At 70.3% G+C, this 24,680-nt stretch carries 23 protein-coding genes and 1 tRNA gene; 15 read left to right on the top strand and 9 right to left on the bottom strand.

The features are described from left to right. The first annotated feature begins 124 nt into the window (after window positions 1-124). A tRNA-Arg gene (locus AC3CBB_RS12145) sits at window positions 125-197 on the top strand. A 173-nt stretch (window positions 198-370) separates the two neighbouring features. On the opposite strand, the gene AC3CBB_RS12140 is transcribed toward AC3CBB_RS12145, so the two are convergent. Continuing rightward, the gene (locus AC3CBB_RS12140) at window positions 371-1,396 is read right to left on the bottom strand and encodes a LacI family DNA-binding transcriptional regulator (RefSeq protein ID WP_488624767.1); all 1,026 of its coding nucleotides are present in this window, start codon (window positions 1,394-1,396) and stop codon (window positions 371-373) included. Between the two features lie 163 nt (window positions 1,397-1,559). Here AC3CBB_RS12140 and AC3CBB_RS12135 point away from each other — a divergent pair, with 163 nt between their 5' ends. The 5 genes from AC3CBB_RS12135 (at window position 1,560) to AC3CBB_RS12115 (ending at window position 8,424) form a co-directional block, all read left to right on the top strand. Further along, complete coding sequence (locus tag AC3CBB_RS12135; RefSeq protein ID WP_233579918.1) at window positions 1,560-2,813, top strand: sugar ABC transporter substrate-binding protein; 1,254 nt, start codon at window positions 1,560-1,562, stop codon at window positions 2,811-2,813. Between the two features lie 38 nt (window positions 2,814-2,851). Then, complete coding sequence (locus AC3CBB_RS12130; RefSeq protein WP_488624766.1) at window positions 2,852-3,829, top strand: carbohydrate ABC transporter permease; 978 nt, start codon at window positions 2,852-2,854, stop codon at window positions 3,827-3,829. Next, the gene (locus AC3CBB_RS12125) at window positions 3,829-4,695 is read left to right on the top strand and encodes a carbohydrate ABC transporter permease (RefSeq protein ID WP_123505556.1); all 867 of its coding nucleotides are present in this window, start codon (window positions 3,829-3,831) and stop codon (window positions 4,693-4,695) included. The genes AC3CBB_RS12130 and AC3CBB_RS12125 overlap by 1 nt, the downstream gene beginning before the upstream one ends. Before the next feature lie 2 nt (window positions 4,696-4,697). Continuing rightward, window positions 4,698-6,623 (top strand): glycoside hydrolase family 127 protein, encoded by a 1,926-nt coding sequence (locus AC3CBB_RS12120; RefSeq protein ID WP_488624765.1) that lies wholly within the window; start codon window positions 4,698-4,700, stop codon window positions 6,621-6,623. Between the two features lie 79 nt (window positions 6,624-6,702). Beyond that, window positions 6,703-8,424, top strand: coding sequence for a CBM35 domain-containing protein (locus AC3CBB_RS12115; RefSeq protein ID WP_488624764.1), 1,722 nt, complete (start codon window positions 6,703-6,705; stop codon window positions 8,422-8,424). Between the two features lie 157 nt (window positions 8,425-8,581). On the opposite strand, the gene AC3CBB_RS12110 is transcribed toward AC3CBB_RS12115, so the two are convergent. The 3 genes from AC3CBB_RS12110 to AC3CBB_RS12100 are packed head-to-tail and all read right to left on the bottom strand — an operon-like array spanning window position 8,582 to window position 11,612. Continuing rightward, complete coding sequence (locus tag AC3CBB_RS12110) at window positions 8,582-10,003, bottom strand: MSMEG_0567/sll0787 family protein (protein ID WP_488624763.1); 1,422 nt, start codon at window positions 10,001-10,003, stop codon at window positions 8,582-8,584. A gap of 2 nt (window positions 10,004-10,005) precedes the next feature. Further along, entirely contained in the window at window positions 10,006-11,079 is a 1,074-nt protein-coding gene (locus AC3CBB_RS12105) for an MSMEG_0568 family radical SAM protein (protein WP_488624762.1), read from the bottom strand. Between the two features lie 2 nt (window positions 11,080-11,081). Beyond that, window positions 11,082-11,612 carry an MSMEG_0572/Sll0783 family nitrogen starvation response protein gene (locus tag AC3CBB_RS12100; RefSeq protein ID WP_488624761.1) on the bottom strand — a complete coding sequence of 177 codons (531 nt, stop codon included), beginning with the start codon at window positions 11,610-11,612 and terminating at the stop codon, window positions 11,082-11,084. 221 nt (window positions 11,613-11,833) lie between these two features. Here AC3CBB_RS12100 and AC3CBB_RS12095 point away from each other — a divergent pair, with 221 nt between their 5' ends. The 9 genes from AC3CBB_RS12095 to AC3CBB_RS12055 all read left to right on the top strand — a co-directional run bounded on the left by AC3CBB_RS12095 (window position 11,834) and on the right by AC3CBB_RS12055 (window position 20,377). Continuing rightward, window positions 11,834-12,706, top strand: a complete 873-nt coding sequence (locus AC3CBB_RS12095) for a carbon-nitrogen hydrolase family protein (RefSeq protein WP_488624760.1) — start codon at window positions 11,834-11,836, stop codon at window positions 12,704-12,706. Beyond that, entirely contained in the window at window positions 12,699-12,989 is a 291-nt protein-coding gene (locus tag AC3CBB_RS12090) for an MSMEG_0570 family nitrogen starvation response protein (protein WP_488624759.1), read from the top strand. Before AC3CBB_RS12095 ends, AC3CBB_RS12090 begins: the two co-directional genes overlap by 8 nt. Next, complete coding sequence (locus AC3CBB_RS12085) at window positions 12,986-14,260, top strand: MSMEG_0569 family flavin-dependent oxidoreductase (RefSeq protein ID WP_488624758.1); 1,275 nt, start codon at window positions 12,986-12,988, stop codon at window positions 14,258-14,260. Before AC3CBB_RS12090 ends, AC3CBB_RS12085 begins: the two co-directional genes overlap by 4 nt. Before the next feature lie 20 nt (window positions 14,261-14,280). Further along, complete coding sequence (locus tag AC3CBB_RS12080; RefSeq protein ID WP_488624757.1) at window positions 14,281-15,141, top strand: carbon-nitrogen hydrolase family protein; 861 nt, start codon at window positions 14,281-14,283, stop codon at window positions 15,139-15,141. A gap of 27 nt (window positions 15,142-15,168) precedes the next feature. Then, entirely contained in the window at window positions 15,169-16,311 is a 1,143-nt protein-coding gene (locus tag AC3CBB_RS12075) for an MSMEG_0565 family glycosyltransferase (protein ID WP_488624756.1), read from the top strand. Next, window positions 16,268-17,716, top strand: a complete 1,449-nt coding sequence (locus AC3CBB_RS12070; RefSeq protein WP_488624755.1) for an AMP-binding protein — start codon at window positions 16,268-16,270, stop codon at window positions 17,714-17,716. The genes AC3CBB_RS12075 and AC3CBB_RS12070 overlap by 44 nt, the downstream gene beginning before the upstream one ends. A gap of 66 nt (window positions 17,717-17,782) precedes the next feature. After that, entirely contained in the window at window positions 17,783-18,223 is a 441-nt protein-coding gene (locus AC3CBB_RS12065) for a MerR family transcriptional regulator (RefSeq protein ID WP_488624754.1), read from the top strand. Beyond that, window positions 18,220-19,206: an aldo/keto reductase gene (locus AC3CBB_RS12060; RefSeq protein ID WP_488624753.1), complete on the top strand. Its 987-nt coding sequence runs from the start codon at window positions 18,220-18,222 to the stop codon at window positions 19,204-19,206. The genes AC3CBB_RS12065 and AC3CBB_RS12060 overlap by 4 nt, the downstream gene beginning before the upstream one ends. A gap of 127 nt (window positions 19,207-19,333) precedes the next feature. Continuing rightward, window positions 19,334-20,377 carry an NAD(P)-dependent alcohol dehydrogenase gene (locus AC3CBB_RS12055; RefSeq protein WP_488624752.1) on the top strand — a complete coding sequence of 348 codons (1,044 nt, stop codon included), beginning with the start codon at window positions 19,334-19,336 and terminating at the stop codon, window positions 20,375-20,377. A gap of 29 nt (window positions 20,378-20,406) precedes the next feature. On the opposite strand, the gene AC3CBB_RS12050 is transcribed toward AC3CBB_RS12055, so the two are convergent. From AC3CBB_RS12050 to AC3CBB_RS12030, 5 genes are all read right to left on the bottom strand, one after another. Then, on the bottom strand, window positions 20,407-21,099 hold the full coding sequence (locus tag AC3CBB_RS12050; protein ID WP_123505547.1) for an anti-sigma factor family protein: 693 nt from the start codon (window positions 21,097-21,099) through the stop codon (window positions 20,407-20,409). Then, window positions 21,096-21,602, bottom strand: coding sequence for a sigma-70 family RNA polymerase sigma factor (locus AC3CBB_RS12045; protein ID WP_488624751.1), 507 nt, complete (start codon window positions 21,600-21,602; stop codon window positions 21,096-21,098). Before AC3CBB_RS12045 ends, AC3CBB_RS12050 begins: the two co-directional genes overlap by 4 nt. 94 nt (window positions 21,603-21,696) lie before the next feature. Then, the gene (locus AC3CBB_RS12040; protein ID WP_488624750.1) at window positions 21,697-23,256 is read right to left on the bottom strand and encodes an FAD-dependent oxidoreductase; all 1,560 of its coding nucleotides are present in this window, start codon (window positions 23,254-23,256) and stop codon (window positions 21,697-21,699) included. Beyond that, complete coding sequence (locus AC3CBB_RS12035; protein ID WP_488624749.1) at window positions 23,253-24,146, bottom strand: FAD:protein FMN transferase; 894 nt, start codon at window positions 24,144-24,146, stop codon at window positions 23,253-23,255. Before AC3CBB_RS12035 ends, AC3CBB_RS12040 begins: the two co-directional genes overlap by 4 nt. Further along, the gene (locus tag AC3CBB_RS12030) at window positions 24,133-24,627 is read right to left on the bottom strand and encodes a hypothetical protein (protein ID WP_488624748.1); all 495 of its coding nucleotides are present in this window, start codon (window positions 24,625-24,627) and stop codon (window positions 24,133-24,135) included. Before AC3CBB_RS12030 ends, AC3CBB_RS12035 begins: the two co-directional genes overlap by 14 nt. Window positions 24,628-24,680: the final 53 nt, after the last annotated feature.

Here is a 24,680-nt window from a genome sequence, read left to right as displayed (position 1 = left end):
GGTGAGGCGGCGCACACCCCGCCCTCGGATCAGGGCGCAGGAACTCGAGACGGAGACCTCGATTCGCGCCCACCCCCGCCCTCGTGTAATGTTTCCTCTGGCCATTCGGCCAGAAACAACCTGCGCGCTCGTAGCTCAACGGATAGAGCATCTGACTACGGATCAGAAGGTTGGGGGTTCGAGTCCCTTCGAGCGCACGTGCTTGCTACACGACACTGAAGAAGTCACACGACAGCGAAGATGTCACACGACACCGAAGATGTCACACGACAGCGAAGAAGTCGTGGAGCAGAGCAAGAGAACTGAGTTGAGACAGCAGTAAGGCGAGGCCCCGCACTTCAAGGAGTGCGGGGCTTTGCTTTACCCTGCGTCAGGCCGACTCGCGTCCGACGACGTGCACGGCTTCATACGACCGGCCGGGATGGCCGACGCCGGCTATGGCGTCGACGAGCCGCTGGGCCGCGACACGGCCGAGATGCTGCAGGTTCATGTCGACGCTCGTCAGGGGCGGTCGTGACTCCGTGACGAGCAGATCCCAGTTGTCGAACCCGACGACTGCGATGTCGTGCGGCACTCGCCTGCCGAGGTCATGGAGGGTGTCGAGCACCCCGCGAGCGATGTGGTCGCTGCCGGCGATGATCGCATCGATGCTCGGATCGCCGTTCACGAGCAGTCGAGCGCAGTCACGCCCCCAGGCTTCTCCCCACTGGCCGAACAGCGCCCGCCCGCCGGCCAGCTCCAGTCCGTGGTCGGCGAGCTCGGCGATCACGCCCGCCGCGCGATCCTGGGCGGCCGCATACGAGGCCTCGCCGTTCACGAGAGCGATGCCGCGCCGGCCCGCCTCGACGAGGTGGCGGACGGCCAGTCGACCAGCCAGATGGTTGTCCGGCGTGACCGACGAGTCGGCGTCATCGGTCGACGGCGCGTAGACGTAGACCACGGGGATGTCCGAGGCGAAGGTCGCGGGCGGTCGCGGGTTCGTCGTGCGTCCCACGATCAGCAGGCCGTCGACCTTCCGTGCCATGAGGGTCTGGATGTGCAGCTGCTCTCGCAGGACATCGTCGCGGGCGTCGGCCAGCAGGACCGAGAGGGAGCCCGACCCGAACGCGTCCTCCGCGCCGAGCAGGATCGGCAGGACGAAGCGGTTGTCGAGGTCGCTCGTGATCATGCCGATGGTGTTCGTGCGCGACGAGTTGAGGGCTTGGGCGAAGTAGTTCGGCGTGAAGTCCAGCGATGCGGCGGCGGCCTCGACCCGGAGCCGGGTGGCCTCCTTGACGTGGGTGCGCTTGTTGAGCGCCTTCGAGGCTGTCGCGACAGAGACGCCCGCGGCGCGTGCGACATCCGTCAGGGTGACCTTGCCGGAGGCTTCGCGGGGCGGGCCGCCGGTGATGGACATGATCCGAAATTAGTTCAGGACTGGGTTGACAAGCAAGCGGTCGACAAAATATGGTCCTTCCGAAACCGGTTTCGGTTTTGGTTTCAACGGAGAGATCGAGTCCCCACAGCGGACCTCTCCGTCCCGCATCCTGCAGACACGCTGCATTCAGAGAGGAATCACTGTGATCTCGTTCTTCCGCCGCAAGCGCGCATTGACCGCGCTCGCCGGTCTCGCCGTCGCCACCGTCGCGCTCACCGGCTGCTCCACCGGATCCGGTGGCGGCAGCTCCGCCGCCAAGGGCACCTACACGTTCTGGGACCCGTATCCGCAGTTCGACGCGTCGTCCGCCTGGACGAAACTGGTTGAGAAGTGCGGCACGGAAGCCGGCGTCACGATCAAGCGCACCGGCTACGACACGTCGGATCTCACCAGCAAGGCGCTTCTCGCCGGCCAGCAGGGCAACTCGCCCGATCTCCTGCTCGTCGACAACCCCGTCGTCTCCACTCTCGCCGATGCGGGCCTGCTGACGGACACCTCGGAGACCAAGACCAGCACCTCCGACATCGAGGCGAACATCCTCGCGGCCGGCCAGGTCGACGGCAAGACGTATGGAGTTCCGATCGGTGCTAACACGCTCGCGCTCTACTACAACAAGAAGATCCTGAGCGCGGCCGGCGTCGACGCCTCGAAGATCACGACGTGGGACTCCCTGACCGCGGCCCTCGCAAAGGTGAAGGCGGACGGGAAGAAGGGCATCACCTTCTCGGCCATCGGCACCGAAGAGGGAAGCTTCCAGTTCCTGCCCTGGTACTGGGGGTCGGGAGCCGACCTGACGAAGCTCGACTCGTCGGACGCGGCATCGGCTCTCTCGCTCTGGACCGACTGGGTCGACAAGGGCTACGCCCCCAACTCGGTCATCAACAACACGCAGACGACCTCCTGGCAGGAGTTCCTCACCGGCGACTTCGCCTTCAGTGAGAACGGCACCTGGCAGCTCGCCGGCGTCAAGGCGTCGAAGATCGACTACGGCATCATCTCGATCCCGGCGAAAGCCGGCGGAGCGGCTCCCGCGCCGACGGGCGGCGAGTTCCTGACCATCCCGGTCCAGAAGGACTCTGCTCGCTACGCAGTCTCGAAGAAGATCCAGTCGTGCCTGACCTCGACGGCCAACTACGTCTCGACCGACACCACCCTCTCGTACGTCGCCCCCACCAAGGCCGCGCAGGAGAAGCAGGTCGCGGCCGACCCGGACCTCGAGCCCTGGGTCACCGCGGTCGGCGACGCCAAGGGTCGCACCAGCGACAACCTCGGCACGAAGTACCCCAAGATCTCCGAGCAGCTGTGGAAGGCCGTGCAGAACAGCCTCAGCGGCTCGCAGACGCCCGACGCCGCCCTGAAGCAGGCGCAGACCGCCGCCGCCGCGGCAATCAAGTAATTCCCACCCCCGACACGGCAGCCCGCAGGAGCATCCCCATGAGCAGCACCATCATCGAACGCCCTGAGGCCGCCGTGCCCGACGGGAGGCCGGCGAAGAACGCCGGCCTCCCGCCCCGATCCTCTCTGAAGAAGCGATTCCGCGCCGACCAGCTCACCGCCTGGGGGTTCATCGCCCCGGTCATCGCCTACCTCGTCATCTTCTACGCGTACCCGCTCTTCAAGAACGTCGACCTCTCCGTGCGCGACTACACGGTCCGGTCGTTCATCGACGGCAACGCCCCGTTCGTCGGATTCGCCAACTTCACCGCGATCTTCCAGAACCCGACGTTCGGACCGGCACTCGTTCACACGCTGCTGTTCACCGGCATCTCGATCGCTTTCCAGTTCACGATCGGCATGGCCCTGGCCGTGTTCTTCTTCCAGAACTTCCGGCTCTCCTCGACCCTGCGGGCCCTGTTCCTGGTGCCCTGGCTCCTGCCGCTCATCGTCAGCGCCTCGACCTGGTCGTGGATGATGAACAGCGACTCTGGCGTCATCAACTCCGTTATCCAGAGCTTCGGCGGCACCGGCATCAACTGGCTGACCTCCCCGCACTGGGCACTCGTCGCAGTGATCATCGCGAACATCTGGATCGGCATCCCGTTCAACCTGGTGATCCTCTACAGCGGCCTGCAGAACATCTCGACGGACATCTACGAGGCGGCTTCGCTCGACGGCGCCAACGCGTGGCAGAAGTTCTGGCGGATCACGTTCCCTCTGCTCAAGCCGGTGTCGGCGATCACGATTCTTCTCGGCCTCGTCTACACGCTGAAGGTCTTCGACATCATCTGGATCATGACCAAGGGCGGCCCGGGCGATTCGTCCACCACCTTCGCCATCTGGTCGTATCAGCTCGGCTTCGGCAGCACTCTGCCGGACTTCAGCCCGGCCGCCGCCGTCGGCAACCTCCTCATCGTCATCGCCCTCATCTTCGGGTTCCTCTACCTCCGCGTGCAGAAAAGGCAGGACGCCTGATGTCCAGCATCACCACTCGACTCTCGAACGTCGCTCCCGGAAGCAGGCGGCGCGGCCGCCGCACCTGGCACAAGACCCTCCTCGGCCTCGTCTTCACGGCGATCATGCTGTTCCCCATCTACTGGATGGTGAACGTCTCGCTGACGCCGGCCGACCGGATGCGGAGCTCGCCGCCATCCTGGTTCCCGTTCGCACCGACCTTCGACGGCTACATCGCCGTGATCCAGCAGCAGCTCCCCTACCTCGGCACCAGCCTCGTGATCGGCCTCGGCACCGTCCTGCTCACGGTCGTCGTCGCCGCTCCCGCGGCCTACTCGCTGGCCAAGCTGCGGCCGAAGGGCGGGGGCGCGCTCTCGTTCGTCCTGCTGGTCGCGCAGATGATCCCGCAGGTGATCGTGGCCATGGGCTTCTACGCCATCTACCTCAACCTCGGCATCCTCAACCAGCCCGCTGGCCTCATCATCGCCGACTCCACCCTCGCCGTGCCCTTCGGCGTGCTGATCTTCACCGCCTTCATGAGCGGGATTCCCGACGAGCTGATGTCCGCCGCGAAACTCGACGGCGCCGGCACCATGCGCACGTTCCTGAGCGTCGTCCTGCCCGTGAGCCGCAACTCGATCGTGACCGTGAGCCTCTTCGCGTTCCTGTGGGCGTGGTCCGACTTCGTCTTCTCCTCGACTCTCAACTCCGGCGGGGACGCCCAGACGATCACCCTCGGCATCTACCGCTACATCGGCAACAACAACCAGGACTGGAACTCCATCATGGCGACCGCCGTCGTCGCCTCCATCCCCGCGACCATCCTGCTGATCGTCGCCCAGCGCTACGTCGCCGCCGGTGTCACCGCGGGCGCCGTGAAGGACTGACCATGACCGACACCATCTCCCTCGCGGCCCCCGGCACAGAAGGTCGCTCGACCAATCGACGCGGCGGTCCCGTGTCGCCGTCGACCTCGCTCCTCACCCCGCTCGACTCCAGCGAGATCCATCTGACCAAGGGGTACTGGCGCGATTGGCAGCGGACCAACGCCGAGGTCGTCCTGCTTCACTGCGAGACCTGGATGGAGCGCATCGGCTGGACCTCGAACTTCGACCGTGCCGCCTCCGGCGAGACCGGCTGGCAGCACTCGGGCATCGAGTTCGTCGACTCCGAGATCTACAAGCTCCTCGAGGGCATGGCCTGGGAGCTCGGCCGCGGTGGCGACCCCGAGCTGAACGCCCGCTACGACTCGCTGGTCTCGCGCGTGGCAGCGGCGCAGGACCCCGACGGCTATCTCCACACGTCCTTCGGCCGTTCGTGGCAGCGCCCGCGCTACTCGGACCTCGAGTGGGGTCACGAGCTGTACTCGTTCGGCCACCTGATCCAGGCCGCCGTCGCCCGCATCCGCACTGTCGGCCACGGCGAGCTCGTCGATGTCGCCGTCCGCCTCGCCGACCACCTCTACGAGACCTTCGGGCCCGACGGGCGGGTCGCCGTCTGCGGCCACCCCGAGATAGAGCCCGCACTGGTCGAGCTCGGACGAGCCCTCGACGAGCCCCGCTACATCGAGCTCGCCGGCCTGTTCGTCGAGCGCCGCGGGCACGGGCTCCTGAAGCCGATCGAGTACGGCCAGGAGTACTTCCAGGACGACGTGGCCGTCCGCGAGGCGACGACCCTCCGAGGCCACGCGGTACGCGCCCTGTACCTGGCCTCAGGCGCGCTCGACGTCGCAGTGGAGACAGGGGATCAGGAACTCGCCCACGCCGTCGAGCAGCAGTGGCGGCACACGGTGGCCACCCGCACCTACGTCACCGGCGGCATGGGATCGCACCACCAGGATGAGGCGTTCGGAGCCGACCACGAGCTCCCGCCGGACCGCGCCTACTCGGAGACCTGCGCCGGCATCGCCTCCACGATGCTGTCGTGGCGCCTGCTCCTGCAGAACGGCGACTCGGCGTATGCAGACCTCATCGAGCGCACGCTGCTGAACAACGTCATGGCGTCCCCGCGGGAAGACGGCCGAGCCTTCTTCTACACCAACACTCTCCACCAGCGTGTTCCCGGCACGGTGCCGTCCGAGGTCGACATCAACGCCCGGGCTCTGTCGAGCCTCCGAGCGCCGTGGTTCGAGGTGTCGTGCTGCCCGACCAACGTCGCGCGCACGCTCGCCAGCGTCGAGCTGTACTTCGCCACCAAGACCGACGACGGCATCCAGCTGCACCAGTACGGCGACTACGACGTGCACACGACACTCGCCGACGGCACGCCGATCGAGTTCTCCGTCACGAGCGGCTACCCGTTCGACGGCCGCGTCACGGTCACCTGGCGCCGGAGCACCGGCCGCTCGGTCGACCTGCGGCTCCGAATCCCGGCCTGGGGTGCCGGCGCCGTCCTGAGCCTCGTCGGCGAGCAGCCACGCAGCGTCGACGCCGACCACGCCATCGTCTCGCGGGCTTTCGAAGCGGGCGACACCGTCCAGCTCGACCTGCCCATGGAGGCGCGGTGGACCACCCCGGACCCTCGGATCGACGCGATCCGCGGCACCGTGGCCGTCGAGCGAGGTCCCCTCGTCCTCTGCCTCGAAGAGACCGGGGGCTCGGTCAACGACGTCGTCGTGGACACGGACGAGCCACTGTGGACGACAGACCGCGGCGCCGGGGTGACCGTCCGCGACATCTCCACTGTCGATCCGGCGTGGCCGTACGGCGACGCCGTCCCGGCCGACGGGCCAGGGCGCCACGCGATGCTCGTCCCCTACGCCACCTGGGCGAACGACGGGCCCTCGACGATGCGGGTGTGGCTCCCGAGGGGGTAGCGCGCCGACAGGCTTCGCCGGGGCAGCCTGTCCGGGCGGACGGAAAGAAACATCAGCAGACCACGCAAAGGAGCATGGAATGAAGAAGAGAACCATCACGTCAGCGATAGCGGCGTCGGCCCTGGTGGCCACCAGCGTCTTCGCCTTCGCCGGCGCCGCGCAGGCGGAGACGAACACCCTCGTCGTCAATGCCGGCGCGACGCTGCGGCCGGTCACCCACGCCGCCTCGGGGGGCCTCTACGCGCTGGCGACGACGACCACCCCGGATCCTGCGCTCCTCCCGGCCCTCCACCTGAGCCAGCTCACGCAGCCGGCGCCCGGTGTCACTCAGCTCGGCAACGGTGCGACGACGCCGACCGGCGACGCACTCAAGGTCGCCCCTAGCGCGATCGGCGCCGGCGTCCAGACGACGGTCCGCATGCCCGACATCTACCCGGACTTCCCGTACAAGTGGGTCTCGATGTCGGACTACCTGAGCAAGGTCGACACCATGGTCAAGGCCCGCCTCGCCGCGACGTCGACCACGAACATCAACGGCTGGGAGCTCTGGAACGAGCCCGACGGCAACTGGGACACCGCCAAGGCCGGCCCGTTCAACGACGCCTGGGTCCAGATCTACCGCGAGGTCCGATCGCTCGACACGGTCACCCCCATCGTCGGGCCCAGCTACAGCCAGTACAACCACGCCACCATGGTCGCGTTCCTGACCAACGCCAAGAACACCGGCACCATCCCCGACGTGACCAGCTGGCACGAACTCGACAGCGGTCAGAACGGCTGGGCGCGGATCACATCCGACGTCGCCGACTACCGCGCCGTCGAGACCTCCCTGGGCATCTCGCCCCGCCCCATCTCGATCAACGAGTACGCGGCGCCCGACCAGGTCGACGTGCCCAGCGCCGCCCTCCACTACGTCGCCCAGTTCGAGCGGGCCGGCGTCCGCGACGCAGAGCGCGCGTACTGGTTCGAGTCCGGGACCGTCAACGGACTCCTCTACAACGGGGCTCCGACCGCGAGCTACTGGATGTACAAGTGGTACGGCGACATGGCAGGAAACATGCTGCCCGTCACCGCGTCCAACTACCTCGACGGCATCGCCTCCCTCGACTCGACGCGCAAGAAGGTCGACGTCGTCTTCGGCGGCCAGGCCGGCACCACCACGGTGCGCGTCGACGGGCTCTCCGGTTTCGGCACGCAGGTGAAGGCGACGCTGTCGTACACGCCGGGATCGGGACGGCAGACCAACGTCGCCGCGCCGACGTCCCTCGGCTCGCAGACGCTCCCCGTCGCCAACGGCTCGGTCAGCGTCCCTGTCTCGGCCAACGCCGACTACAACGGCGCCTACCAGCTCACCGTCACTCCGGTCGCCGGCCCCACCACGGCATACCAGCAGACCTACGAGGCTGAGAACGCCACGGTCGTCAATGCGTCGAGGCTCAATTCGTCGACCGCCTCCAACGGCGGCTACGTCGGTCGCATCGACGGGTCGTCCGACATGCGCAGCGACAGCTTCGTGGACTTCCTCGTCACCGTTCCCACGGCCGGCAGCTACAACCTCGCTGTCCGCTACGCCAACGGGGGCACGGCCACATCGACCCAGGGCCTGGCCTACAACGGAGGCGCGTTCTCGACGGTCTCCTACCCGGTGACGGGCAGCTGGGGTTCGTTCGCGAACTCCGTCACGACGCCGGTCACGCTCAAGGCCGGGTCGAATGTCATCCGGCTGGCGAAGGGATCGCCGAACTACGCCGGGGGCTCGGGCTATGCGGAGCTCGACTCCATCACGGTCACTCCTCGCTAGGAGCGCCCGCTGAAGGCGAGGCCCCGCGCCGAGAGGTGCGGGGCCTCGGTCTGCTCGCGGGTAGCCTGCCGGGATGAACGCCGAGATCGCCGGCGTCCGCGAGATCCGACCCGAGACGACGCGCTGACGCGGTCGGAGCGCGCGAACGCGGCCGCGCTCAGGCGGGGCCGAGGCCGGTCACCCCGCCGGTGACCGCTCGCGTGATCTCGCCGTCGGGCCACCGCAGGACGACGCCGCGCTCCAGCGTCAGCGAGCCGACCTCGGCCGTCGATGCGAACGGAGAGTCCATGTGCGATTCGCCCGGGCGGTCGGCCGTGATCATCCCGAAGCCCGGGAAGCACCCGAGCCAGTCGCCCAGCGCGACGTCTGCCGAGGCATGCGGCGTCGGGACCGCCTCGACGTCGAGCACCGCGCCGTAGCCGCTGGCCTCGGCGAGCATGCCCGCCGTGCCGACGATCCCGGCCATGCTGACGTCCTTCGCGGCGGCCGGCCGCGCGCGGGCCACGGCGGCGGCGAGGTCGCGCAGCTCGTCGGAGCGGCGTCCCTCGGTCGAGTTCCACTGCGCTCCGCGGTGTCCTTCGCGCCAGGAGCCGCTGACGTCGATGGTGAGGCTGAGCGCGTCGCCGTAGCGGCCGCCCCCGCCCGGAACCGGGTGGCCCGTGCGTCCGAGAGCCGTGACGGAGAGCGCTGCTGGCACGCCGACCTGCGTGTGCCCGCCCAAGATGGGGATGCCCCAGGCCGCAGCGCCGCGACGGATGCCTGTCATCACGCGGCGGACGAACTCCGTGTCGCGCCCGGCCACGGCGTCGAGAAGCCCGACCGGCGCGGCGCCCATCGCGCTCAGGTCGTTGACGTTGACGAGCACGCCGCACCAGCCGGCCCACTCCGGATCCCGCTCGACCATCGAGGGCAGGATCGCGTCGCACGCGGCGATCACGTCGCTTCCGGGCACGGGAGCGCCGTCGTCGCCGACCCAGCCGGGGCCGCCGAGCGAGGTCGCCGGGGCGTCGGCCCACGCCGAGTGGGGCTCGAGCAGGGCGGCGAGGTGCGACTTCGTGACGTCGACGAGTCGCTGGTACCGGTCGATCGGCCAGCGCATGGCGAGATGGTCGACGCCGCCGATGACGGTGCTGCCCGTCGTCTGCCAGCCGAGGCGACGGAAGAGGACCGAGCTCCGGGTCTGCACGGTCGCGTCGAAGCGGATCACCCCGAGCTGCTCCGCCAGGGCGCTCGCCGCCCGCACGAGCGCGGAGCCGATTCCGAGCGCACTGCGGGCCTCGGGGGCCACGACCAGGCGCGAGCCCGTCCACCAGCCGATGTCGCGGGTGCCGACGGGCGAGATCCGCACGCCGCCGACGACCGTCGTGCCGGCCCGCGCCACGAGCACGACGGTGCGCGGGTCGTCGTCCAGGTCGTCGCGGTCGGTGCCCGCGAAGAGCCCCTGCTCATCGACGAAGGCCGAATGCCGGAGCCTGCGGTAGGCGTCGACCTCCGTGCCTTCGGCGATGGCGACCAGGAACTCGGCGGGACGCGCGACGACACTCGGCCCCATGAGGGCCGGCACATCCAGCAGGGCCACCCCTAGCCCCCCGCCGTCTGCAAAGCGGAGCACGCGCCGCACGCCGCGCAGCCCGCCTTCTGGTCGGAGCCGCGCATCCCGGCAGCGATCAGCGCCTGCGACACCCGGGACGTGATGTCGTGGAGGACGCCGCGGTGGGGTGCAGGCACCTTGTCGACGTCGGTCGCGAGGGTGCCGCGGAGCGGGCGGAACGGGACGACGAACGGGTAGACGCCCATGTCGATCAGCTCCTGCGCTCCGGCGACCATCTCGTCGGGGTCCTCGCCCATTCCGACGAGGAGGTAGGTCGAGACCTGGTTGCGGCCGAAGACCCGCACGGCCTCCCTCCAGGCGGCCCGGTACTCGTCCAGCGAGACGCGCGACTTGCCCGGCATCCACCGGCGCCGGACCGCGTCGTCCATCGACTCGACGTGGATGCCGATCGAGCGGGCGCCGGCTTCGTACAGGTCGGTGATCGTCGTCAGGTCGGCGGGTGGCTCGCACTGGACCTGGATCATCAGGTCGGGGACGGCCTTCTTGATCGCGCGGACGCAGCGGGCCAGGTGGGTGGCCCCGCGGTCGCGCCCGTTCGAGGTGCCGGTCGTCATGACCATCTGCTCGACCCCGTCGAGTCGCCAGGCCGCCTCCGCCACCTCGGCGATCATCGCCGGCGTCTTGACGGCCACGGTGCTCCCCGACTTCAGCGACTCCTCGATGGAGCAGAAGCGGCAGCGCTCCGCCGGGTCGTAGCGGATGCAGGTCTGCACGACCGTCGTGGCGAGCACCTTCGCGCCGTGCAGGCGCGCGATCTGCTCGTACGGGACGCCGTCGGCGGTGGCGAGGTCGTAGAACCTCGGCCGATCGACGGGGGACACCTCGATTCCGGTGTCCTCCCCGTCGAGCAGGAGCCGGCCGTCGTCGACGAGGTAGGGGCTGTCCTGGTTGACCGGGATGGCCGACTGCATCCCCTGGAACAGCACGTGCCCGTCGTCGCTCGGCCCGGCGCCGCCCTCTCGATGCACGGGGGCCGCGACGCGGATGCCGCGGATCGCGACGTCGACCCGGGTCGACAGCGCCCCGCCGTTGGTGATGGTCACGGTCAGACCATGTAGGTGCTGTTGATGATCGCGCCCTTGCGGGCGTAGTGGATGACGGCGTCCTGGACGTCGAGCGGGTGGCAGGGGATGACGCCCTCGATGAGGTCCTCCTCGCGGTTGCCGTGGAGTGCCAGGCCGAAGCGGCAGCAGAACACGGTGCCGCCCTCCTTGATGAAGGTCTCCAGGGCGTTGTTGATGTTGTTCTCGCCCGGGAACCCGTCGGCCCCGGTCGTCGGGAAGCCGCGGTTGGCGATGCAGTTCATCGAGCCCGGGCCGTAGAAGTACAGGACGCTCGAGAATCCCTTGCGGAGGGCGCGGATCGCCTGCAGCGTCGCGACGAAGCTGACGGAGGACTCGTGGGCGATGCCGTGGACGAGCTGGAAGTAGTACTCGTCTTTCGTGGCCGTGTAGTCGGGGAAGATCTTCGTCGATCCGTAGATGTTCGAGCCCTTGGGGATCGAGGGGTGAGGGATCTCGGTGCGAGAGGTCTCGATGTTGTCGAGGATCTGCTGGTCGTAGTCGATGTCGCTCATGTGTGTCTCCTAGCGGGTCGAGATGCATGCGTGTCTGGATCGGGAGCCGTACGGGATCGAGTCTTTGCCGTGTTTGTTGCGGACTGGTTTCGGCGAGATTGCATGTTTCCGCCGAAACGAGCTCTTATTCCTGCCGTAACCATTCAGAAACACGTGCCGTCGTTGACTAGGTGCACCGCAGGATCCTGCGCGTCCCGCTCCACTCACCGCAAGGAGACCCGATGGCCACCACCGTCGCAGCCGTCTCGGCGAATTTCACACGAGACCTCGAGCAGAACTACGCGCTCATCGAATCCCTGGTCGCCGAGGCACGGGAGAAAGACGTGCGGCTCCTCGTCCTGCCGGAGGCCGCGATCGGCGGGTACCTCTCGTCGCTCGGCAACCACGGCGACACCCTGAAGAACACGACGCGCTCCCTGCCGCCGGCGATCTCCCTCGACGGCCCCGAGATCCGCCGGGTCCAGAGCATCGTGGGCGACCTGGTCGTCTGCATCGGCTTCTGCGAGCTGGCCGACGACGGCGAGACCCGGTACAACGCGGCCGTGTGCCTCGACGGGACGACGATCTACGGCTCTTACCGCAAGGTGCATCAGCCGCTCGGCGAGAACATGTCGTACTCGGCCGGAGACGTCTACGAGGCGTTCGACACCCCCGTGGGTCGCGTCGGGATGCAGATCTGCTACGACAAGGCGTTCCCGGAGGCGGCCCGTTCGCTCGCGATGGACGGCGCCGAGATCATCGTGAGCATGTCCGCCTGGCCGGCTGCGCGCACCGCGACCGCCGAGAACCTGCAGGAGGACCGCTGGACCTACCGGTTCAACCTGTTCGACATGTCGAGGGCCCTCGACAACCAGGTGTTCTGGATCGCCTCGAACCAGGCCGGCACCTTCGGCTCGCTCCGCTACGTGGGCAACGCGAAGGTCGTCGACCCGGGTGGCAACATCCTCGCGACGACTCTGCTCGACTCGGGCATGGCGATCGCCGAGATCGACGTCGAGGGCACCTTCGCAGCCATGCGCGGCGGCATGTTCCACCTGCGAGACCGTCGCCCCGACGTGTACCGGACCGGCGAGGGGGCGTTGATCGATGCCTGAGATGACCTTCGAGGTGCGCTGGCCGGACGGCTCCGAGGTGTCCTGCTACTCGCCCAGCCTCGTGATGCACGACTACCTCGACCGCGGAGCGACGTACTCGGTGGACGAGTTCGTGAGGCGGTCGTCGGCGGCGCTCGACCTCGCCAGCGAGCGGGTGCTCGCCGCGTACGGCTTCAGCTGCACGTCGGCGATCCAGCAGAAGAGCGAGATCGTCGCGACCGCAGCCGGTTTCGATACCGGCACCGTCGAGATCCTGCGCATGGAACCGGGGCTGCCCGCGTGAGCGCGCGGATCACCGACGGCTCGCACGTCGAGGTCGCCGTCGTCGGGGGCGGCCAGGCCGGGCTGTCCATGAGCTGGCAGCTCACGCAGCAGGGCATCGGCCACCTCGTGCTCGAGCGAGACACGGTCGCCCACGACTGGGCCGACCGCCGCTGGGACAACTTCACCCTGGTCACGCCGAACTGGCAGTGCGCTCTGCCCGGGTATCCGTACGACGGCGCCGATCCGGACGGCTTCATGAAGCGCGACGAGGTGCTCGCCTGGATCCGCCGCTACGCCGAGTCGTTCGGTGCGCCGGTCGTGGAGGGCGTGCTCGTCACTCGAGTGCGTGAGGGGGCGGCGGGCGGCTTCGAGGTCGTCACCGACCAGGGCACCATCACGGCCGACCAGGTGGTCGTCGCGACCGGCGGCTACCACCGGCCCGTCCTGCCGGCAGCGGCCGGCCGGATCAGCAGCTCGATCGTGCAGGTGCACTCCGCCGACTACCGGTCCGCCGACGTGCTGCCCCAGGGGGGAGTGCTCGTCGTCGGCTCCGGCCAGTCGGGCGCGCAGATCGCCGAAGACCTGTTCCTCGCCGGGCGCGAGGTCCACCTGGCTCTCGGGTCGGCTCCTCGCTGCGCTCGCTTCTACCGCGGCCGCGACTGCATCGCCTGGCTCGACGACATGGGCGTCTACGACATCCCCGTCCAGGCCCAGGTCGGCGGACTCACCAAGCGCGAGTCGACGAATCACTACATGACCGGACGCGACGGCGGCCGTGACATCGACCTGCGGTCGTTCGCCCTCGACGGCATGCGCCTCTACGGTCGTCTGATCGGCGGCGAGGGCACGTCGCTCGCCTTCAGCCCGACGGCCGAGGCGTCGCTCGACCACGCCGACTCGGTGATGGAGTCGATCAAGACCGACATCGACCGGTACATCGACCGTGCCGGGATCCACGCTCCCCGCGAAGACCGCTACGTGCCGGTGTGGCGGCCCGACGAGGAGGTGACGTCCCTCGACCTCGACGAGGCCGGGATCACCAGCATCATCTGGTCGGCGGGGTTCCGATCCGACTACTCCTGGGTGCAGGTCGGCGTCTTCGACGGCGCCGGGCACCCCACGCACCAGCGCGGTGTCACGGCCGCTCCGGGGCTGTACTTCCTGGGCCTGCCGTGGCTCCACACCTGGGGGTCGGGGCGCTTCGCGGCGATCGCCCGCGATTCGGAGCACCTCTCGTCGGCCATCGGCGACCGCGCGCGACACCCCGCGGAGGCCGCTGTGCCGGGGTAGCGGGCATTAGCCTGTCCGACATGGCCGAGATCACGATGGGCGCGGTCGCCGCCCACTTCGGGCGCGACATCGAGCGGACCCTCGCCAAGCTGCCGGGCATGATCGACCAGGCGCGCGAGCGCGGCATCGACCTGCTCGTCCTGCCCGACGCCACTGTCGGGGGCTACCTGCTCGACATGGTGCACCCCGGCCCGGAGGCGCTGCCGCCGGCCGTCGAGCTCGACGGACCGGAGGTCCAGGCCATCGCCGACATGGCAGGCGACCTCACGCTGTGCTTCGGCGTGGCCGAGAGGGCGCTCGAGGGCGGCGAGGACGTCCGGTACAACAGCGCCGTCTGCGTCCAGGGCGGCAGGGTCCTCGGCACGCACCGCAAGGTGCACCTGCCGCTGGGCGAGTCCGAGGCCTATCGCGCAGGATCCGGCTTCCGCTCGTTCGACACCCCCGTGGGGCGCCTGGGCATGCTGATCGACTTCGACAAGACCTTCCCGGAGTCGTCGCGGACGCTGGCTCTCGACGGCGCCGAGATCCTCGCCTGCCTCAGCGCCTGGCCCGCCAGCGTCACCGACCGCTCGGACCGACTCCGCAACGACCGTCAGGCCCACCTGTTCGACCTCTACGACTGCGCTCGCGCCGCCGAGAACCAGGTCTACCTCGTGTCGTCCAATCAGACCGGCGTCCTCGGCGGGCTGCGCTTCCTGGGGCAGGCCAAGGTGGTCGACCCGGCCGGCGAGATCATCGCCAAGACCTGGGCCAAGGGGGGCCTCGCCGTCGCCACGGCCGATGTCGCTACCGATGTCGCCCGGGCCCGGCGCACCATGTTCCATCTCCGCGACCGCGCCCCCAAGGCCTACGGCCCCACGGTGGCCGCGGCCCTCGACTGACCGATCTCGACTGACCTTGGAGGTCGCGTGCGTATCGCCCAGGTGACCTACTCGACCAAGCCGCGCGGCGGCGTGGTCCACACGCTCGCCCTCTCGGAGGCGCTGGCCCGTCGCGGCCACGACGTCACGGTCTGGACCCTCGGGCGCGGCGGCGACCAGGCCTTCTTCCGCTCGGTCGACCCCGCCGTGACCATCCGGGTGGTCCCGTTCGAGCCGATCGACGGAGAAGACGTGGGGCACCGGATCCAGAGGTCGATCGAGATGATGCGGAGGGCGTTCGCCGAGTCGTCGTCCGAGTTCGACGCCGTCCACGCGCAGGACTGCATCTCGGCCAACGCGGTCGGCCCCTGCATCCGCACGATCCACCACCTCGACGAGTTCACGACCCCGCAGCTGATCGCCTGCCACGACGCGGCCATCCGGGAGCCGATCGCCCGGCTGTGCGTGTCGGCGGCGGTCGCCTCCGACGTCGCAGACGGCTGGGGGCTCGCGCCGACGGTGATCCCGAACGGCGTGGACGCGGAGCGATTCGCGGCCGCCGCCGGCCCGGCCGGGAAGGCGGGCCGCGATCGCTGGCGCACGGAGCTCGGGCCCTACGTGCTCGCACTCGGCGGGATCGAGCCGCGCAAGGGGAGCATCGACCTCCTCGATGCGTTCGCCCTCCTGCGCTCTCAGCGCCCCGACCTGCGGCTGGTATTCGGCGGCGGCGAGACGCTCTTCGACTACCGCCCGTACCGCGATGCGTTCAATGCGCGGGCCGCCGTGCTCGGGATCGCGCCGACGATCCTCGGCGTGATCGACGAGCCCGAGCTGGCCCCTCTGGTCGCCGGCGCCGCGGCCCTGGCGTTCGTGTCGACCAAGGAGGGCTTCGGCCTGGCGGCGATGGAGGCCCTCGCCGCCGGAGTCCCCGTCGTCGCGCGCGACCTCCCTGTCCTGCGCGAGGTGTTCGGCTCGACCGTGTCGTACGCCACCGAGGCGACGTCGATCGCCGCGGCGCTCTCGTCGGCGATCGGCGGCGACGGGCCGACGGCCGACGGCGGTCGCGCGCTGGCGGCCGCCCACGACTGGGACGACGTCGCACGCCTCCACGAGTCGTTCTACGAAGCGGTCGGTCAGGAGGGCGACCATGGCCAGGCAGTCGATCTCCCGGATCTTCACGGCGCTCGCTGAGCAGGATCCCCACCGCGTCGTCGCGACCGACGACGCGGGGACGCTGACGGCCGTCGAGCTCGACCAGGCCTCCAACCGCCTCGCGCGGGCCTACCTCGCCCTCGGTGTGACGACAGACTCGCTGGTGACGGTCTCGCTGCCGAACACCGTCGAGATCGTGATCGTCTGCGTCGCGATCTGGAAGTGCGGCGCCACGCCCCAGCCGATCTCGACGGGGCTCTCGCTGGCGGAGCGCGACGAGCTCGTCGAGCTGGTGTCGCCGGCCCTGGTCGTCGGCTTTGAGGCTGAACGCGACGTGCCGTGGGTGCCCGTCGGCTGGACTCCCGGCGCCTCGGTCTCGGACGCCCCGCTGCCGGACGCCTGGGCCGCGAGCTGGAAGGCGCCCACGTCGTCGGGCTCGACCGGGCGCCCCAAGGTCGTCCTGGCGGCCGGGCCGGCCCTCATGGATCCCGACCTCGCCGTGGCGCCCTACCTGCCGCGCGAGCAGGTTCAGCTCGTCACCGGGCCGCTGACCCACTCCGCCACGTTCACCTACGCGTTCCGCGGCCTGATGACCGGCCACGCCCTCGTCATCCTCCCGCGCTTCGACGAGACTCGGGCGCTCGCCGCGATCGAGACCCACCGGGTCACGTGGGCGCTGCTCGTACCGACGATGATGCACCGGCTCCTCCGCCTACCGGAGTCCGAGCGCGCAGCCGCGGACCTCTCGAGCCTCCTCACGGTCCTGCACCTGGGGGCGCCGTGCCCGCCCGACCTCAAGCGCCGCTTCCTCGACTGGGTCGGTCCGGAGCGCGTCGTCGAGGTCTACGCGGGCAGCGAGTCGAACGGGCTCGTCATGATCCGCGGCGACGAGTGGCTGGCCCACCCCGGCAGCGTCGGCCGCGCGATCGGCGGCACTACGGTCGCGATCCGCTCCGCCGATGGCGCGGAGCTCCCGGCGAACGAGGTCGGCCGGATCTGGCTGCACCGGGAGGGCGAGCCGACCTACCGCTACCTCGGCGGCTCCTCGTCGCGGACCCCGGACGGGTGGGACACCATCGGCGACCTCGGGCGGGTGGACGACGACGGGTACCTCTACGTCGTCGACCGTGCGGACGACCTGATCCTGCGAGGAGGGGTCAACGTGCACCCCGCCGAGATCGAGCGCGTGCTCGAGACTCATCTCGCCGTGCGGAGCGCCGTGGCCTTTGGCGTGCCGGACGACGACCTCGGGCAGCGCATCGAGGCCGTCGTCGACGTCGCGGGCGCCGCGGTCGAGGCCGGCGACGTGCTCGCCTGGGCGGCCGGTCGACTCGATGGCGCTCGCCGCCCCGCGCGGATCCACGTCGTGGACGACCCCGTCCGCAACGACGCGGGCAAGACGAGCCGCCGGGCCTACGCGCGCCGGTTCGGCCCCGCCGGCTGAGCCGTCGCGCGCGCGACGGACACCCGCACTTGACCTGGAGCGCGCTCCAGGTGTGACGATGGGCACATGAGCGAACTCCTTCTCCCCGAGGTCGAGGTCGACGTGCCCGACGGCGGGCTGCCGATCGGCGAGGCGGCGCGGGTCACGGGGCTCGGCGTCGAGACCCTGAGGTACTACGAGCGCGCCGGGCTGCTGCTCGATCCTGCGCCCCGGAACTCCGGCGGGAAGCGCCGCTACGGCCGGCGCGACCTCAACTGGATCGCCGGTCTCGTCATGCTGCGCGAGACCGGGATGTCGATCGCGGACATGCACCGCATCGCGGAGATCAGCCGGCGCCCCGGGACCGAGCGCGAGCGGCTCGTCGCCTTCGAGGAGCACCGCACCCGGGTCGTCGCCGACCTCGAGCGCACCCGGCGGCACCTCGCCGCCATCGATCGCAAGATCGCCGCCTACCGGGAGGCCGCGTCCGCGGTCGCCGACGACAGACACGCAGGAGACAGCGAATGAGCATCAGCACCACTCGGATCGGCGACGGCCTCGACGTCTCGGGCATCGGCCTGGGCGCCATGGGCATGAGCGCCTTCTACGGGGCGAGCGACGAGAAGGAGTCGATCGCCACGCTCCGGCACGCGATCGACATCGGGGTCACCTTCATCGACACGGCCGAGGCCTATGGGCCGTTCGAGAACGAGAAGCTCATCGCGCGGGCCCTCGGCGACCGGCGAGACGAGGTGACCCTGGCCACGAAGGCGTCGACCGAGACCGACGACGACGGGACGGTGCACGGCCGCAACGGCACGCCCGCCTACATCAGGCACGCTGCCGAGCGGTCGCTGAAGCACCTCGGCACCGACGTGATCGACCTCTACTACCTGCACCGAGTCGACCCGGCCGTCCCGATCGAGGAGAGCGTCGGCGCGATGGCCGAGCTGGTCGCCGAGGGCAAGGTGCGCCACATCGGCCTCTCGGAAGCCGCGGCATCCACGATCCGCCGGGCCCACGCCGTGCACCCGCTGGCCGCGGTCCAGTCGGAGTTCTCGCTGTTCGCGCGCGACGTCCTGCACAACGACGAGAAGGCGGTCATGGACGAGCTCGGCATCGGGCTCGTCGCGTTCTCACCGCTGGGCCGGGGCATCCTGACCAGCGGCATCCGCAGTCTCGACGAGCTCGCCTCCGACGACGCCCGACGCCACCTGCCGCGGTTCCAGCCCGACGCCTTCGCAGCCAACCTCCGGCTGGTCGAGCGCGTCGAGGCGATTGCCCGGACCCATGAGGCCACCGTGGCGCAGGTCGCCCTGGCCTGGCTGATCGGCCAGGGCGTCGTTCCGATCCCGGGCACCCGCCACCGCGAGCGGCTCGACGAGAACGCGGGAGCCGCCGCCGTCTCGCTCACCGAGGCCGAGCGGCAGGAACTGGCCGACGCCGTCCCCCGGGACGCCGTGGCCGGCTCGCGCTCGGCCGCCCCCGTCCACCCCGGCGAGGATCGCTAGCTCCTCGCGTCGGGCCGGTCTCTGCGACGTGCTCTGGGTCTTCGGGCGCATAATGAAGGGACACTAGCGCGACACCTGTCGTCGAAACGAGTTCCCCGGACAGCGCTGCCGCACGAGAGGAACAGCAATGAAGGCACTCCGCTACGTCACGGTCGGCGCGGCCCCCGAGGTCGTCGAGATCCCGATCCCGAAGCCGGGCCCAGGGCAGGTTCTGCTCCAGGTGACCGCCGGCGGCGTCTGCCACTCCGACGACTACGTGATGGGGCTGTCGGCGGAGGAGTACGCCGCCGCCGGCTACCCGCTCCCGATGACGCTCGGCCACGAGGGCGCGGGAATCGTCCACGAGCTCGGCGAGGGCGTGTCGACGGTGAAGGTCGGCGACGCCGTCGCCGTCTACGGCCCCTGGGGCTGCGGCTACTGCCGCAACTGCTCGATGGGCCACGAGAACTACTGCACGAACGCGGCAGAGCTCGGCATCACGCCTCCCGGTCTCGGCACCGACGGCTCGATGGCCGAGTACATGATCGTCGACGACCCGCGCCACCTGGTGCCGCTGGGCGACCTCGACCCGGTCAAGAACGTCTCGCTCACTGACGCCGGCCTCACGCCCTACCACGCGATCAAGCGCTCCCTGCCGAAGCTCGGCGCCGGCACCCACGCCGTCGTCATCGGCTCGGGCGGCCTCGGCCACGTGGGCATCCAGATCCTCAAGGCGCTCTCGGGTGCGACGGTCATCGTGCTCGACGTCAACGACGAGAAGCTCGAGCTCGCGAAGCACGTCGGCGCCGACATCACGATGATCAGCGACGGCGACGCCGCGGCGAAGATCCTCGAGCTGACCGACGGCAAGGGAGTCGACGCGGTGTTCGACTTCGTCGGCGCCAAGCCCACCATCCCGCTCGCCATCGCCGTCGCCGCGTCGGAGGCCGACGTCACGATCGTCGGGATCGGCGGCGGCGCCGTCGAGTTCGGCTTCGGCACGATCCAGTACGACGTCGCCGTGCGGATTCCGTACTGGGGCTACCGCAACGAGCTGATCGAGGTGCTCGATCTGGCCCGTGCCGGCAAGATCGACGTCGAGGTCCAGCAGTACTCGCTCGACGACGGCCCGAAGGCCTACGCCGACCTGGCGAGCAGCTCCATCCGCGGCCGCGCGGTCATCGTCCCGTAGGGAGTCCGAGCGGCGCGCGGCGGGCGCGGTCAGTAGTGCCGCGTCGCGAGCGCCACGTCGGAGCCGGCGGGGGTGATGGAGACGGCGCGGATCGACCCGGCGGCGATGTCGGTGGCGGCGGAGAGGTCGGACGCCGTGCCGCCGATGGCCTTCCAGGTGGCGACGGTCGTGCGAGTTCCGGCGTCGTCGATCACGACCAGGTCGTACGAGCCGCTGTCGGTCGCCCAGTCGGTGCCGTACGAGCAGTGCCAGTCGACGCGGGTTCCCCAGTCTTTGGCGGTCAGGCCGATGTCGGCCTCGACGGGGCTTCCGGCGGCGGGGGTCATGGCCGCGAGCGGGGCGGACGGGTCGGGACGCAGGGCGCCGACGGTGAAGCCCCCGGCGATCAGGAGCACGGCCGAGACGGCGGCGACGAGCACCAGGCCGACGCGGCGGCGCCGACGGCGGGATGCGATCCGGCCGGCGATCGACTGCACCGTGCTCGACGGCACGGGCGTCGTCGCCTCGTCGTCGAGCAGCTCGAGGGCCTCCTGGGCGCTCAGCGAGCGGAGCAGCGCGGGCAGCCCGGCGATCTCGGCCATCTCGGCGCGCGCGTCGGGACGGTCGCGCAGGTAGGCCTCGTACTCGAGGCGCTCCTCGGGCGTGAGCGAGCCGAGCACGTAGGCGGCGTCCCAGTCGCGGGGCTCGTCTCCCGAGGTCGGCGGCGGGGTGTCGTGGGTCACTGGGTGACCCCCCTCTCTTGAAGCGCGAGCCGCAGGGCCCGCAGCGCGTAGTGCAGTCGCGACTTGATGGTGCCGGGCGGGACCCCGGCCTGGTCGGCCAGGTCGGCGATGGACATGCCGAGGTGGTAGGCGCCGACGATCACCTGGCGGTGCTCGCGGGTCAGCGACTTCATGGCGTCCTGCAGCAGCCACTTGCTCAGGCTGGCGTCGGTCTCGTCGGCGGTCGCGCGCTCGGGCAGCAGGTCGGTCGGGAACTCGTGGCGGTGATGGGCGCTCCGGGCGTCGTCGACGACCAGGTTGCGCGCCACGGTGAACAGCCAGCGCCGCGCCGAGAGGTCGTCGCCCTCGAGCAGGCGGGTGTGCTTCCAGAGCCGCAGCAGCGACTCCTGCACGATGTCCTCCGCGAGGGCGGGGTCGTTCGTCAGCCGCGACACGTACCGCTGGAGCGCGGGCGCGTGCGTGTCGTGGATCGCCGACAGCAGCTCGCTGTGGTCACCGCGCATGGCGTCCCTCCTCGGGGCAAGTCTCCATCAGATGTCGCCGAGGGTCACGGGACAGGGTTCGCGGGCCAGCCGTGCGTGGGCCAGCGTGCACCGGTCAGTACCCCGTGAACGCATCGGTGGTGGCACGGCGCACGCCGGCCCGCTTCAGGACGGCCTTCACCCCGGCGACCAGACGCGGGGAGCCCGAGACGTAGGCTCGCCGGCGGTGCGCGTCGGGCACGAGGTCGCGGAGGTGCTCGACGGTGAGAGGCCCGCGGCCGGCGTACGTCCAGCCCGGCGGGAGGTGGGCCGGGAGTTCCTGCGTCAGGACGATGCCGCGGCCCCCGCCGAGCCGCAGCTCGCCCAGGTACGCGAGCTCGTCGGGGGTGGATGCCGAGAGCACGACCACGACGTCGCGGAGCTCGTCGCGGGCGGCGGCCTCGGCCAGCTGGCTGACGAACGGGGTGACGCCGATGCCGCCGGCCACCAGCAGCAGCGGCACCGAGGCATCGGCGGGCAGCGTGAAGTCGCCCCCGACCACGGTCGCGCTCACGGTCTCGCCGTCGCCCAGCGCCAGCAGTCGGCTCTTGAACGTCGACGACGGGTCGGCGGCCTTGATGCCGATGCGGATCACGTCGGGCTCGGACGGCGCCGACACGATGCTGAAGACGCGCCGTTGCCCGCGCACGTCGGCCCCCGCGTGCGGAATGCTCAGCTCCAGGAACTGCCCCGCCCTGAACGCGACCGGCCGCCGCGGGCGGAACGCCACCTCCCACGCGGTCGGCGTCAGCCTCCGGCGCTCGACGAACTCGAGGGCGACGCGTCGGCGCTGCCCGACCGCGAACGCGAGCACGTTGCCGATGACGAGCGCCAGCTCGTAGGTGCCGTAGAGGGGCCCGACGTGGAACGGCAGGGCGAACAGCACGCCGACGATCACGGCCAGGGCCAGCTGCTGCCAGCGCCGCGGCGGGAGGGTGAGCGGCTCGCTCAGCATGAACCCCGCGAAGAAGACGACCGGCGACGACAGCACGGCGTTCGAGAGCGCGGCGGGCAATGCGGTGCCGAACGACATCGACGCGAGGGTCACGCCGGCGACCGCCACGACCGCGAAGACGAGGCCCATCGTGAGGTTTCGCGTGCGCCGCAGGATCGCGAGGGAGGCGACCAGGACGACCGGGAGCATCGCCGGAGACCCGATCCACCAGCCCGGGAAAGCCGCGGGGATCGCGACGCTCATGACGACGGCCGCGATGGCGGCGGGGTTCGCGACGTGGCGTCCGCGGATCGCGAGGAGGTACTTCGAGGCCGAGGCGACGGCACCCGCGATCGCGAGGGCGGCGATGCCGGTGCCCGTGAGGCTCGGCTGGAAGAGGAAGACGAGGATCAGCGCCGTCACGAACGACGACTCCGTGTGGGCCTTCGCTCGGAACGCCAGGGCGAGCAGCCGCGTGCTGACGACGGTGGCGACGCAGGCCACGAGGGCGCCGACGACGATGGCCAGGGGGCTGTAGGCGATGAGCCCCAGCGCCGCGGCGATCAGCGACCAGACGAGCAGGGCCAGAAGCGCCAGGAGCACGAGCCGGTACATGGTGACGCGGCCGGTGACCCCGTCGAACCAGGCCGAGACCGAGCGCGGTCGGGTGGTGCGGCCGTGGGCGGCAGCCGGAGCGCTCATCGGAAGAGCACCTCGTCGAAGGCGGCGGTCGCCTCGACCGAGCCGTCGCGCAGGAGGCGGAGCGACTCGAACGCGATGCCGACACCCCGCTCGGCGAGCTCGGCGTGCGTGGTGAAGAACAGCGCGCTCGCCAGGCCGTCGGCCTCGAGGGCGGTGGGGGCGAGGGCCCAGGTCGCGAGGACCTCCCGCGTGGGCGCACCCGACCGCCCGTCGAGCACGTGGTGGAGGTCGTCGCCCCAGGCGCGGCGGTTCACCGCCGACGCGCACAGGGCCGAGTCGCGCAGCTCGACGACGCCGATGGCGAGCGTCGGATCGAGCGGGTGCTCGAGGGCGACCCGGGCAGGGACCTCGCCCGCCTGGCGGATGTCGCCGCCGGCGTCGATGGTGAAGTCGTCGATGCCGGCGTCGGCGAGGACGTGGGCTACCAGGTCGACCAGGTAGCCCTTGCCCGCCGCGCCCACGTCGATCAGCACCGGCTCGCGCGTGACGAGGTGCGTGCCGTTCCAGGTGGCGGCGTCGCCCCACCGCGGCACGGCCGCGGGGTCGGGCGTCGCGTGGAACGCGTAGTCGGCGCCGTAGCCGAGGTGCTCGAGGCGCCGGCCCACGAGCGGGTTGACGGCGCCATCGGTCGCGGCGGCGAGCACCGAGTAGAGGTCGAGCAGCGGCCCCGCCTCGCCGGGCAGCTCGTAGCGCCCCGCCTTCCGCGCGATGCGGCTGACCAGAGAGTCGGGGCGGAACCGCGACCAGGCGAGGTCGAACGCCTCGATCCGGGCGTCGACGGCTCGGCACGCGTCAGCAGGCAGGGCCTCGAGTGTGGTGATGCTCCAGCGCGTGCCGATCGCGTCGAACTCGATCCGGGCCGGCGCGAGCGCTGCGTCAGGCCTTGGCATCGGACTTGATCTTCGACAGCGCGTCGTCGAAGCCCTGGCTGGTCAGCGACGAGCCGGCGACGTTGGTCACATGGAGGTCGTCGATCTTCGTGCCGACGATGGCGTCCGAGATGCCGCCGATGAACTTCGCCTCGTACTGCGTCGCCGTCGGGTCGGCCTTGACCGTCTTGACGCTGACCGCCTTCACCGCGTCGCTCGCGATCGTCAGGGTGACGCTGATGACCTCCTGGCCGCCGGGCGACGAGTAGGTTCCCTGCTCGGTGTAGGCGCCGTCCTCGTAGGTGCCGGAGCCGGCATCGGCGGGTGCCGAGCTGCCGGAGGTCGAGCCGCTGTCGGAGCTCGCAGGCGCCTTCGTCGCGCCGGCGTCGGCGGACGACCCGCCGCCGGTCGAGGCGGCGCCGGCCGAGCAGCCGGTCAGGACGCCGAGGGCGGACAGGCCGGTGAAGGCCAGGAGGGCGGTGCGGGAGCGGGGGAGGGACATCGCTATCTCTTCTCGTCGAACGGGCGTCGCGGTGACGCGGCCGGGCTGGCCTA

This window comes from Frondihabitans sp. OV104, from assembly GCF_057787745.1.
Note: the sequence above shows the minus strand (reverse complement) of the source record. Positions and strands in the feature narration are given on the sequence as shown.

Bases quoted from the DNA above. Each gene is read 5' to 3' on its own strand.
- AC3CBB_RS12140 (WP_488624767.1), bottom strand. From the start codon at position 1,396: ATGTCCATCACCGGCGGCCCGCCCCGCGAAGCCTCCGGCAAGGTCACC.
- AC3CBB_RS12130 (WP_488624766.1), top strand. From the start codon at position 2,852: ATGAGCAGCACCATCATCGAACGCCCTGAGGCCGCCGTGCCCGACGGG.
- AC3CBB_RS12125 (WP_123505556.1), top strand. From the start codon at position 3,829: ATGTCCAGCATCACCACTCGACTCTCGAACGTCGCTCCCGGAAGCAGG.
- AC3CBB_RS12120 (WP_488624765.1), top strand. From the start codon at position 4,698: ATGACCGACACCATCTCCCTCGCGGCCCCCGGCACAGAAGGTCGCTCG.
- AC3CBB_RS12115 (WP_488624764.1), top strand. From the start codon at position 6,703: ATGAAGAAGAGAACCATCACGTCAGCGATAGCGGCGTCGGCCCTGGTG.
- AC3CBB_RS12100 (WP_488624761.1), bottom strand. From the start codon at position 11,612: ATGAGCGACATCGACTACGACCAGCAGATCCTCGACAACATCGAGACC.
- AC3CBB_RS12095 (WP_488624760.1), top strand. From the start codon at position 11,834: ATGGCCACCACCGTCGCAGCCGTCTCGGCGAATTTCACACGAGACCTC.
- AC3CBB_RS12090 (WP_488624759.1), top strand. From the start codon at position 12,699: ATGCCTGAGATGACCTTCGAGGTGCGCTGGCCGGACGGCTCCGAGGTG.
- AC3CBB_RS12080 (WP_488624757.1), top strand. From the start codon at position 14,281: ATGGCCGAGATCACGATGGGCGCGGTCGCCGCCCACTTCGGGCGCGAC.
- AC3CBB_RS12070 (WP_488624755.1), top strand. From the start codon at position 16,268: ATGGCCAGGCAGTCGATCTCCCGGATCTTCACGGCGCTCGCTGAGCAG.
- AC3CBB_RS12065 (WP_488624754.1), top strand. From the start codon at position 17,783: ATGAGCGAACTCCTTCTCCCCGAGGTCGAGGTCGACGTGCCCGACGGC.
- AC3CBB_RS12060 (WP_488624753.1), top strand. From the start codon at position 18,220: ATGAGCATCAGCACCACTCGGATCGGCGACGGCCTCGACGTCTCGGGC.
- AC3CBB_RS12055 (WP_488624752.1), top strand. From the start codon at position 19,334: ATGAAGGCACTCCGCTACGTCACGGTCGGCGCGGCCCCCGAGGTCGTC.
- AC3CBB_RS12045 (WP_488624751.1), bottom strand. From the start codon at position 21,602: ATGCGCGGTGACCACAGCGAGCTGCTGTCGGCGATCCACGACACGCAC.
- AC3CBB_RS12040 (WP_488624750.1), bottom strand. From the start codon at position 23,256: ATGAGCGCTCCGGCTGCCGCCCACGGCCGCACCACCCGACCGCGCTCG.
- AC3CBB_RS12035 (WP_488624749.1), bottom strand. From the start codon at position 24,146: ATGCCAAGGCCTGACGCAGCGCTCGCGCCGGCCCGGATCGAGTTCGAC.
- AC3CBB_RS12030 (WP_488624748.1), bottom strand. From the start codon at position 24,627: ATGTCCCTCCCCCGCTCCCGCACCGCCCTCCTGGCCTTCACCGGCCTG.